Annotated in this window: 6 protein-coding genes; 3 read left to right on the forward strand and 3 right to left on the reverse strand. The window is 49.9% G+C overall.

What is annotated here, in order from left to right; all coding sequences use genetic code 11:
- Positions 1–634: 634 nt before the first annotated feature.
- Positions 635–982 carry a hypothetical protein gene (locus tag H6F43_RS07105; protein WP_190342059.1) on the forward strand — a complete coding sequence of 116 codons (348 nt, stop codon included), beginning with the start codon at positions 635–637 and terminating at the stop codon, positions 980–982.
- Positions 983–1,070: 88 nt separating this feature from the next.
- On the opposite strand, the gene H6F43_RS07110 is transcribed toward H6F43_RS07105, so the two are convergent.
- Both H6F43_RS07110 and H6F43_RS07115 read right to left on the reverse strand, forming a co-directional pair.
- On the reverse strand, positions 1,071–3,680 hold the full coding sequence (locus tag H6F43_RS07110; protein ID WP_190342061.1) for a hypothetical protein: 2,610 nt from the start codon (positions 3,678–3,680) through the stop codon (positions 1,071–1,073).
- Between the two features lie 474 nt (positions 3,681–4,154).
- Positions 4,155–6,638: a hypothetical protein gene (locus H6F43_RS07115; RefSeq protein WP_190342063.1), complete on the reverse strand. Its 2,484-nt coding sequence runs from the start codon at positions 6,636–6,638 to the stop codon at positions 4,155–4,157.
- Between the two features lie 483 nt (positions 6,639–7,121).
- Here H6F43_RS07115 and H6F43_RS07120 point away from each other — a divergent pair, with 483 nt between their 5' ends.
- Both H6F43_RS07120 and H6F43_RS07125 read left to right on the forward strand, forming a co-directional pair.
- Positions 7,122–7,619, forward strand: a complete 498-nt coding sequence (locus H6F43_RS07120; protein ID WP_190342065.1) for a CGLD27 family protein — start codon at positions 7,122–7,124, stop codon at positions 7,617–7,619.
- 160 nt (positions 7,620–7,779) lie between these two features.
- Positions 7,780–8,733 carry an asparaginase gene (locus H6F43_RS07125; RefSeq protein ID WP_190342067.1) on the forward strand — a complete coding sequence of 318 codons (954 nt, stop codon included), beginning with the start codon at positions 7,780–7,782 and terminating at the stop codon, positions 8,731–8,733.
- A 146-nt stretch (positions 8,734–8,879) separates the two neighbouring features.
- On the opposite strand, the gene H6F43_RS21840 is transcribed toward H6F43_RS07125, so the two are convergent.
- A complete protein-coding gene (locus H6F43_RS21840) occupies positions 8,880–11,069 on the reverse strand; it encodes a choice-of-anchor L domain-containing protein (RefSeq protein ID WP_199290190.1) in 2,190 nt (729 codons plus the stop codon).
- Positions 11,070–11,238 lie beyond the last annotated feature (169 nt).

The raw sequence follows: 11,238 nt of genomic DNA on the forward strand, positions 1-11,238 counted from the left end.
GCGGGCGACGCAGATCTGCAAACGCACCATGTGGCAGAAGCAATTCAGTATCGAACGATCGATCGAATGCAGTAAGCCGTACGTTCAGTAAACCCAATGATGCAATAGCGTGATGCATTAACGAGTGCATTCACCGATTTTAAGCAGGGCATTTGTACAACTTGTAGCATCAAAGCGAATGCTGGAGAAATCTTGGCAGAAGTAGGTTTGGCAGATGCCATGAATAGGGTTCAATAGAGGCGTAATGCCTAAAAAATTAGCTCAGAAAGCCGAACAAGGCGATCGTAGCAATTACCCTAATCTTGATGAACAACCTTGTAGGTCTAACTCTAGGCGCTAATCCGTGAAACCTCTGTCTACAGTAGGATTCAGCCATTGGTTTCTACAGAATTTAGTACAAAATAGGACAAAATACTTACCCAAAATTACGACATTACAGAATGTTTCGGGATAGTCTGATAGCGTAAATTTTAGTGTCTTCAGCTATCACACCCTCAGCGCCTTTGATAGTGTAAATAAACAACAGTAGCGGCTCGTCAGTTGACTTCGATCACTTGATGAGTCGTTTGATATTTGAACCGTCGTTGAATCCATTCCTTCGCGCTTGACATACGTTCTTTGAGATTTCGAGATTATGAATCACTACTCCGCCCAATGGATTGAAGAATGGTGCCACGATAATGGCTGGACTGATTGGTTTCAGGAGTGCTCCTGCTACTGGGCGTTTCCTCCAAACGCGGTGATGCCCGTGCCGATTCCTACACAAGTTCTTAAAGCAATCAAGGCAGAGAAAGGGCTGTGCTTTGAAGAACGGATATGGAGCCTATGCGCTGTGTTTAGCGTTGTCATCGCTGCAATTTATACCTACTTCATTGCGTCTCCAGTGCCGCTTCTGGCAGCGTTTGCTTTTTGTGCTGTAACAGTCGCCCGTATGGAAGATGATATGGCTATCAGTCTTCCAAGCCCGATCGAGCTTCCCTGAGTGTTGAGTGTTCGCTTGATGTAACGTGCTTCCCTCTATGCATCAGTAATGACGGATAGAGGGAGCTTTTATTGCGGAATTTTAAGGCTTAAGGAAGTTCAGACAAATTCGATCGCTGAAAGAACGAAATTTGCGACAGCGAAAACGTCGAGCAGGGTGCTGGATCAGCGATATCAATTCGTAGGGTTTGAATACCCTTTGCTAATAGCCAGCGTGGCGCAGCATCCAGCGGCACAAGCACTTTACCCCTTCTAGCAGAAAAGCGAACGACGGCTTCTTCATCGGGACCGCCGATCGACTGGCTACTCCAGTAAACCTCTAGCGTCGGAACCGCCCGCTGCGGCTGACAGGAAAAATCGAACGCGAGCACACCCGCTCGATCGCCATTCAGGCTCAAGTTGGTGATGTCAAATATGAGGTAGGGATCGCTGCCCGTAATTCGATAACTCGTTTCTCCAGTTTTCTCTACGGAATGCATCACCGGATTGACGGCTCCGTCGATCGTGGCTACAGGGTGCAATTCCGAGCGCAGCGACTCAAACGACTGTCCCCACGATCGAGGCAGCTTCTTTAAATCCTTGGTCCGAAACGCTTGATCCAACAGCCGCAAGCGATCAGCAGGCGTTGCTCCTACCGTGACAGGCTTTGTCGCACCACTTAAGCGGGAGTTTAATCGCTCTACCCGATCGGGACGTACGAGGTAAACCTGCTCTCCAACCGCGATCGGGACGTAGCGATCGGTCACGTAGCGATACAGCAGATGAGCGCGCAGCGGCAAGGCTGCACCATCGTGCAGAATGGCTTCAGCGGCAACTAGAACTACCGGAGGGGGAGCCGTCTCTAATTTCTGGATAGCACGAATCTGCTGATTGCGATGGGGTAGATTGTAGAACGCGCCTGCTTGAATTGGTAGCGGACGCCCCAAGTAAAAATATTGAGCGTTGCGGTTGGTTAAATCTAAATAGGTTTCTCCTGGATCGAGCGCTGTATCTAGAACCTGCCGAATGGTCTGGAGCCGCTTTAGCTGAGCGGGATCGATCGTCACCTGCGGTCCCATTGCGGGAAATCCCAGTTCAACCGCATTCACAAACGCTAGCGAACTCACATCGATTGTGCGAATAGGCTTACTGATCAACGCCTCTGCACTGGGAAGTCCGACGATCGCGCCACCGAGCAGCGCCACGATTAGCAGCGATCGCGCCTGAGCGCGTTGTCCAAATGCAGTTATTAGCACGATCGGTAGCAGCAGACAAATTGCCCAAATGCTGGCATTTCCCAGACGCGAAAGGCTAGCCGGATCGATGCGTCCTGCAGCACGCGGAATAAACAAAATGGTCAGCAGCACGATCGGCAGCGTAAACACGATGACTCGTTGTCGCTCGGTCCAAGCGCGATCGACGACTGCCCGCAGTAGCAGCAAGCCTGCGAACAGCCCCACCCCAATCCACGCCGTTCGTAGCGCTTCCCACAGCGAATAGCTAAGAACGGGATTTGTCCCCCAACTGTCAGCCCACGGAGTGCCGTAGGCGATCGAGTTAATCGAGGATTGCTCGATCGCATATCGCACCGCACCAAACAGCATTTTGCCGATCGGCGTCAGCAACAACAGCACAATCAGGAGCAACCCTCCGCCTAAGCCCACGCGGATCAGCGTCCAACGATCCGTCCGCACTGCCCTAAATAGAGCAAACGCCGCCAATGGCACCGTGGACAGCAGCAGCAATCCTGCTTGACCAGGCGAAAACAGCAGCAGGACCAGGCCGATCGTGCTCCACGCTACCAACCACTTAACCCACTGCTGCTTAAGAAAATAGCTGCTCAAGAAGCATAGGCATACCGCCAGTATCGTGTCAATTTCAGAGAATCCGTTGCCAGTGGGCATCAGCAGCAGTGCCAGAAACGCGGGTAGCGCGCCGATCGGTCTGGAAATAACAAGATAGCTAAGGGTTAAGTAAGGCAGCAGCAGCAGTGGGTTGGCGGGTGTTCCGGTTGCCCAGTGAGAAGCAGCAGTGCCATCAAGAAATAAGGTTGCCAGAAATCCAGGCACATAGTTAATCAGTCCCCGTGCTGGTTCATAATCCCAAAACGGAACAAAATGAAACGTTTGCGACAGCCACCACGGCAGCAGAAACTCGCCCCAGTGATAATCATCCAGCGGAATCGTGCTGGCTCCCACAGGCTGGGCTTTGACAAACAGAAGCAGCGCCAACATACACAGTGGTGACACCACTGCAAAAAGAGCGTTTTCTCCACCCGTCACCTTATTAGACAGCACTTTGAAGCAACGAAACCACTGCACGTAGGTGATGGAGACAAAACTGCTTAGCAGCAGCAGCAGAGGTAGGGTAACTGGGTAGCCATAAAACGCTCCGTCTTTTGTGGACCAAGGCGTGGGCATCAGAATGAAGAAAAACAGCGGAAAGACTCCCTGAATCGCCCAAAGCAAGAAGCGTAAGTTTGAGCAGAATTCACTGATATTTGCTGTTAGTTTCCACCAAATTCTGGCTAGCGGCAAGCACAACAGAATAGCTCCAGTAAGTGCCACGATCGTAATCTGGTCACTATCGTTTAGCTTCCAAGCTAGGTTAATCCGACCAGCGGCAAGCGTCAAGGCGCTGCCAACGAGTAACGCAAATAGAACGTAGAGAAGGCTACCTCCGACTATCTCTAGATATAGTGGAGCAGATGAAATGTTCAAGCGTCTATTTGCAACGATCGCGCCCAAGACTAAACATACCAATACTAAAATCAACGATAAGATAATAAGCTCTGATTCGGCTGCTACAAGTCCGTTGCTTGGGCTAACGATGCTCTTACCTAGAAAGATCCCGAACGGCAAAAGTGAGTAGATAATCAGTTGCCGAAAAGCAAGCTCCGCAAACTTTTTATTTTCCTTTTCAACAAAAGACGATAATCGATAGAGACCTAAATAGGTTAGAAAAAAACTGATTATGAAGCTGCCCAGCAGAGCATAATCTGGTTGTTTTGACCCTAAGCTCCAGGCAAGATTTCCCGTGATTAGCTGAGAGTATTTTTGGGGCGCAAGACTAACAAGATTTGAGATAGCAACTGCAATGGCGCTTGACAAGAACAAAGCAGTGACAATGTGTTCCCAGTGAAATTTAAACTGTGGTGAACCGAGCGACTCAGAAGTCATTTAAAGTCCTTTTAGCTATTTCTGGGTGATCACGGCTGAATGAGGATAGCCATCGTTTAAAGGATCAAGCTCAGGTCCTGTAACCCAAACTCTTCCACCCTCCACTGCAACAATTCGACGAGAATTGCTACTAGCAAACGTAATGGTGTCTCCTGGATAAATTGTGGCGGCGACAGCCTCATTTGCCATAAAGCTAGGAAGCGGAGTAGCTTTCTCACCTGAAGCAACTGAAATACCCTTCTCCCACTCTGAATTAGAAATATTAGCAGGCTGCAATACCTTTGTTACTGCAAAGGTGCTAGTTGGCGCAAAGAGTTGAGCTGAACAGCGTTCAACTACTAGCGTCGATCGCGTCTCTGGATACCCAACGAGCCTTAGAGTTGAGGTGGTTCCTGGACGAACTTCAACAGGAATATGCCAGTCCTGATGGCGCGGTGGTAATCCATAGCTCCGATTGCCAATAAAAGCGATCGGTTTTGAAAAGGGCGTTCTAGTCTCTGTTGCATTAATCAATTCCCGCTTGCCAAGAAACGGGATTCCAGAAGGCTTCACATCAAGGTAATAGTTCAAAGCTAAATCAACAACATATACCTCATTGAGGTTATTAGAATTGAGACGGTTTCTAATAGCCACCGATAGTTCTACAGTGTTGTTACGCTCTCTGCGAATCGTGCAATCAGCAGCAGAGGTGTCATAGGCTGTAGGAGTTGAAGATCGCTTCCACACTATATTGTAAGGTGTTGCCACTACTGGTTTGTAATCATGGGCAAAGCTGCGATAGAACCACCAGTTCAAGCGACGTATCCAGCTCTCCCAATCGGTAAAATCCTCTCGAATGGTTGTGATGTATTCTGGTGGCGCAACTCTCCAATGATCAAGATAGTTTTGTCGTGCTTTGTCACCAAGCGCGTGAATAATGTAGTCAACTCCCGTGACATTTTTTGACCCTACAACAACATCCATCATGGATGCATATGTTGAGAGCATTCGCTGAGTATTGGGCAGCATTTGAGTTTCGTCTCTAATTTGCTCAGCAATTTGAAACGCTGCCTTAAAATAGTTTGGTAGCCAGCCGCCTAAAGTTTCAACATAAAAGTAATTATCCCCATAGGCACGCGTCAAGGGAAGATGGACAACTGTAACAGAAAGGATCTCAGCAATAAAGATAGTCAATAGAAACACTACTACACACTGATGACTAATTACAGTAAAGTCAACAAGTGAGTTTTTGTACCGCCTTTTTGTGGAGACTAAAAGTTTTTGAAGATGAGTGCTCAGCTTAGTTCGCTGAGCAATTAAGATAATCGCTACAGGGACGATAAAATAGGAAACAAGCCTAGCTGTGTTGTAGTATCTCCAAGAGAATGTCCCTCCCAGGGAAGACAGCGTACCTGCTCCAAAAGCGGTCATACCAACATATACCAGAAATAAGTAATGAATTTGCTTTCGATCCAGTGGTTTTTGAGCAGCAAGAACAGCTAAAGTAATAGTAGCTAAAGCACTAAGATAGACAAGGAAAAATGGGTGAAAAAGATAGTTTACAACGTCTTCTAGCTCGATTATTTTTCCTGATTGAATCCGAAGGTATCCGGGGTAAAATATGTATTTTCGGATATCAAAGTACCAAAACTGATCTGCTGCAACCCCAGTAAAATTCTCTTTCAACCAGTACAACAATCTTCCTTTCGTCAACGCGAGTCCTAATATCAAAAATGTTGTTAAGCTAGAGACAGCTACTAGAGAAAAATGGACTGCCCTTCTTGAAGAATGAGCTTTGACAATGTAGATGATTGTAATAGTGATTAAAGCGATCGTGGAAGGAATACCATAGTCGTTGGACCAAAATGGTTGAACTCCAATCAGCCCTCCTAAAAGAAGGGATTGCAGCTTAGCTTTTTTTACAAAATGTAGCCCAGCTAAAGCGATGAAACTTGTAATAAATGGCAGCGCACTTCGTAATCCAAGATTGCTGTTTGCAGGTGTCATCAGTTCTTGCCAGCTATAAAAAAACCTATAGTCGGCAGGATAGTAAAGGTCATTGATAAAATAAAGTGAAAACGGCTCAAAAAACGCCATGAGCAACAAAGTAATAATAAAAGAGGAAAAGATAATTGCGTTTTTAATAGATGAGCCACAGAGTCTGAACAGCATTAGAAATGCGAGCCAGTGGCACACAACATGAATTAAATGATTACTTAGTTGAGAAGCAGCAAAGTTACAGCCAAATATGTAGGTTAAGAAAGCAATTACATACGTGGTTCCTAATCCAAGGTAAGGATTAAAGTCTGCACCAGGAGTTTCACCAGCGCAGATTCGTCTGGACGGATTGAATGTTTGAAACGCTCCATTAATCGGGAAAAATTCTAAATTGTATTTGGTACGCCAGACAAACACGATTGTCACGAGCGCGAATGATAAAACCGCCACAACTGCAACGGCTTGCTCCAAAGATGGAGCGATTAACTTATAACGATAGGCATTCGATCGACGTTCGGACATGCAGCGTTTACCTCGGCTCCTGCTTAATCTAGTAAATGAAATAAAAATTTCTCAGCAATTTTGCTTTTAGAATCAGAAGTTTTATACACCCAAATGGCACGCGATTAAGCCTTCCGAATCATACTACCAAAGCTTGATCAAGACGGTGTGTAAGGCGTATAAATCTACGCCTCAAATCACTTTATTTTGACTCTCGCCTGAGGAAAGAAAACCGGAAACTAGTTCCTTTATTCAAGACATAGAGCGAGAGATTTGGGCATGAGGACATGACTTTGCGACGTCTAAATCTTTTTTAAGCAGCAGCCAATGCTGAATCCTGTACGCAGTTGAGAAAACAGCTTACCAGCTTTTGAATGTCGGCGGCGTGGTATGAGCCCGAGTGATTCCTCTCCCATCGTCTCGTCAGGGCAAGTCGTTTATACTGTCAGTAATTTCCAGCCTGTAACTCAACGGTGTTTTCGCGTGCGACCAGAAGACGTGACAATGAAGTCTTTTTCCTCTGCCTGTCCTGTTCCCCCAGAGCAGCAACCGCTGAATGAATATCGGGAGCTAACCGAGTCTGGATTCTTCTGCTGGGGCACGATCGCGCTGCCTCGGTATCTCAACAAGCTGTTTTGGGTATGGCTGTGGAGCTGGGCGATCGCGGGTCCAGTTGCTGCTGCCAGTTTTCCACCTGCCAAAAACCCTGCACAGTTCCTTTTGGTTGGAGCTGCTGGCTCCAGTCTGTTTCTGTCGCTGGCGCTGCTGCGGCTGTATCTGGGCTGGTCCTATATCCACTCGCGCCTCTCGAACGCCACCATTTTCTATGAAGAGTCGGGCTGGTATGACGGTCAGTCTTGGGCAAAACCCGATGAGGTGCTGGTGCAAGACCGCTTAGTCGTCACCTACCAAGTGCAGCCCGTCCTAAGACGCATCCGGCGCACGTTTGGGGCACTGGCGATCGTGCTACTTGGCGGCGGACTTGCATGGCTGCTGCTTTAGGCTGGAAATTTTGAGTCAATGCTTAAAGAAGTATTGCTGACGAAGTGACGTTGTGGCTACAGAATGAGCGATTTGCACGGGTGAATCTGTCCAACTGAGCTTGGCTCATGTTCTCAAAATTTTCGCTCGTTCGTCCCCATCTGGTGCTAGAGTCATACGCATGACTAGGGGAAGACGTTTGCAAGCGGCAGAGCTAGAAGTTCGGCTCCTGCGCGAAGGAATTGTTGAGTCGAAGCATCGAGTCCAAGCGGTTGTTTGTGACAATCGGGGACGAGTGCTGTTAGTGGCGGGGAATGCAGAAACCGCAACGTTTGCGCGATCGGCGCTGAAGCCGTTTCAGGCGCTGGCTGTAACCACGACAGGCACACTGGAGCGGTACAGACTGAGCGATCGAGACCTCGCCATCATCTGTAGCTCTCACAAAGGGAAAATTGAGCAGGTGCGGCAGGCATTCAACGTGCTGTGGCGAGCGGATGTTGATCCGACAGCGCTACAGTGTCCGATTCCTGAGGGAAAGCGAAGTCCGCTGGAATACAACTGCTCTGGCAAGCACGCCGGAATGCTAGCGGTGTGTCAGCAGCGCAATTGGGCGCTCACCAGCTATTTGCAGCGTAGCCATCCGGTGCAGCAGTTGATTCTACAAAAGGTTTCCGATTTGCTGCGGATGCCCGGAGCAGAGTTTATTAGCGCTCGCGACGACTGTGGTGCACCCACATATTTTATGCAGCTACAGCAAATTGCTTCACTGTATGGCGTTTTGTCATCGGGTGACACGCTTGATCTGGAGCGCATTGTTCGCGCTATGACGCAGCATCCAGACTTAATTGCAGCGGATGGAGAGTTTGACACGGAACTGATGCGGCTGACTCAGGGCGAACTGGTAAGTAAAGCCGGAGCCGAAGGAATTCAGTGCGTCGGACGGCTGCGGGAAGGCATGGGATTGGCGATTAAGGTGATGGACGGCTCCAAGCGGGCAAAACACGCAGTAGCCATCCATTTACTAAAGCAAATGGGCTGGATTACGCCTTCGGCGTCTGAAACTCTGGCGGAGCAGTTCATGATTATGAGCAACGTGACGCGGCTAGAAGTTGCAGGGGAACTGTCTCTGCTGTAGGGTGCGGGACGATCGCGCCTGACAGATGGCATCGACCTCAAGCCCTTGTAGAGGCATGCGTGAGCCTTTAAGCCCGATCGCGAGTACCCAAGACCTCCAAGGTTTTCAAAACCTCGGAGGTCTGATCAGCGCGAAAACTCATGATTCTAGGCAGATAGAGCCGATTGGTACGCCGCCGCTGGCAGAAACATATCGGTTGTGAGCGCGCTAGCCGTGACGCCCTTAAGCGACATCAGCAGCGAGTCATTGCTGGCGAGTTTGACCCAGGTGCTACTAGAATCAACTCCCGTGCCTTGCTCGATCGTCAGTTGCGCAACAGAGAGTCCGTTTGAGAGTCCGATTTTGTCTTGAGCGATCGCAAAGTCTGTCACGAATTGCACGCCATCCAGAGACAGCGCGAACACATCTGCGCCTGCGTTCCCGGTTAGAACGTTTGTGCCCGCACCGCCGATCAGCGTATCGTTGCCCAACCCACCACGCAGCAAGTCGTTGCCGCTAAGTCCAAGGATACGATCGCTGCCGCCCTGACCGTTGATCACATCGTTGGACTCGTCAAAGCCCTGCACGTCGTTGTCGAGATCATTCAGGAATGTGACCGAGCTAGCCGTAAAAATCTGGCTGCCTTGCCAATCGGCGTTCGCGACGTCGAAGCTGTCTTGGGGACTCACCTGTCCATCAAACAGAATGTTTGCCAGGTTCTCAGAGGCGATCGGCTGAGTAATCGTGTCGAGATTTTCCAACGCGAACGTTTTCAGAACCACGATCGGACTAGCAAAGTCCTCGAAGCTGACTTGTAGATCGCTGCCTACCTGAGTCAGCAGCAGATTCCGCGCTGTCAGTCCTGCACCAGAGAATTTGAGCGTATCGACTTCGGCGATCGTCTCTGGCGACGGAGTCACGCCGCGACCAACGCCACCGAACTGCTCAAACACGATTGTGCCGCTGCCGGGACCAATGGGAGGAGTGGTGGTGGAACCGCCACCGCCATTGAAGGGATCGTCTGGTGTACCTGTGCCGCCGGGAGTGCCACCGCCCGGACCACTACCGGGACCGCCACTGCCCGGATCAATGTTGGGGGGACGATCAATGCCCACGTTGCCTTTCAGGAACACGGCTGAATCGAACAGTCCGTCTCGCGTGTCTTGAATTGTAATTGTGAGGCTGTTGCGGACGTTGGGGATTAAGTCGCCCTCAAACAGAACCGGACGGGTATAGCCATCTAAGCGGGTAACATCGGCGGCAGGTCCGGTGCCAGCAGGATTGTAGATGAAGTCGGGGTTGGTGCGATCGAACGGCGTCGGCGTCAGGTTGTTAATCGTGACGGTGCTGCCGTTGCTGAGTTTAGCGAGGTTGAAGCCGTTCAGCTTCAGGCTGAAGGCGTCGTTGAACTGTCCGGCGAATTCGACGAATTCCTCTGAGCCAAAGACATATTGGAAGAACAGCTTCCGCGCTTCGCTGTCTACATCGAAGTCAATTTGCAGGCTAATCGCGTCGTTGGCGTCGCCCGGTAAACCAAAGTCGGTGCTGAGGTCGCTCGATCCGGCGATCGGTCGGTTGGACACGCTAATTTGCCCCGCAGCGACCTCACCGTTGTTGCCCGCTTCGCCAATGTACAGAAACAAGGGACCGCTGCCTTTTAGAATCGGCTGAGTCAGGTCGAACCCAATTCTGCCCGCGTCTCCCAAGCTGATGAGTCCGTCAGTGCCAGTCGGAACGGAGGGATTGGCATCAAACGTTCCTAGCTTCGCCACAGCATTATTGACATTGCCATTCACCGTGCCAAAGAAGTCGGGAGCCTGAAAGCCACCGGGACGCTGCGTTCCCGAACTTAGCGTCGTTCCGGCTGGCGAAAAATCAAATAGGTCTGACAAATCGGTTAAGGCTGCCGCTTGTGCCGCAGATGCTGCAAAGGTGCGGCTCAGCTTAATGCCGTCTAGATCAAAGCCGCTGAATTGACCGGGCGATCCTCCAGTCGTGCTGCCGCTGTCTGCGATCGAGATGGAACGAATGTCAAACCCGATCGACGACAGATCCGCCCAATAAACGCCCGTTGCCCCGGTTGCGCCGACCAAATCGGGGTAGGGGGTAAACGAGAGTGGGACGCTAATTCCCGGTGAAAAGCCGCCATCAGAGATGTTCTTGCCAGCCAGTTCTACAACTTTTCCAGTGCCGAGGACAATGCCAGACTGTAAGCCAAACGGATCGTCTTTGAACACGCCGAAGCCGCGTCGATCGCCTGTAACTTTGGCGGTGATGTTGCTGAATCCGGTGGTGTTGCCAAGCAGGTTTGCCAGGAGCTGCAAACCCAGGTTATTGGGGGTAATGGAGAAAGACATGGGAGTGAGGAGTGGGGAGAATTTTGAATTCAGAATTTTGAATTTTGAATTCAGAATTTTGAATTCAAAATTCAGGATTTCCTTATCGAATGATCGGTGTCGGGGGGCAGAGGAACTCGAAGTAGCTGGCGTTCAAGTCCAGATCCGATCGGTTCTGAACGACGCCGAT

It is taken from the genome of Leptolyngbya sp. FACHB-36 (genome assembly GCF_014695955.1).
Classification (GTDB): Bacteria; Cyanobacteriota; Cyanobacteriia; order Leptolyngbyales; family Leptolyngbyaceae; genus FACHB-36.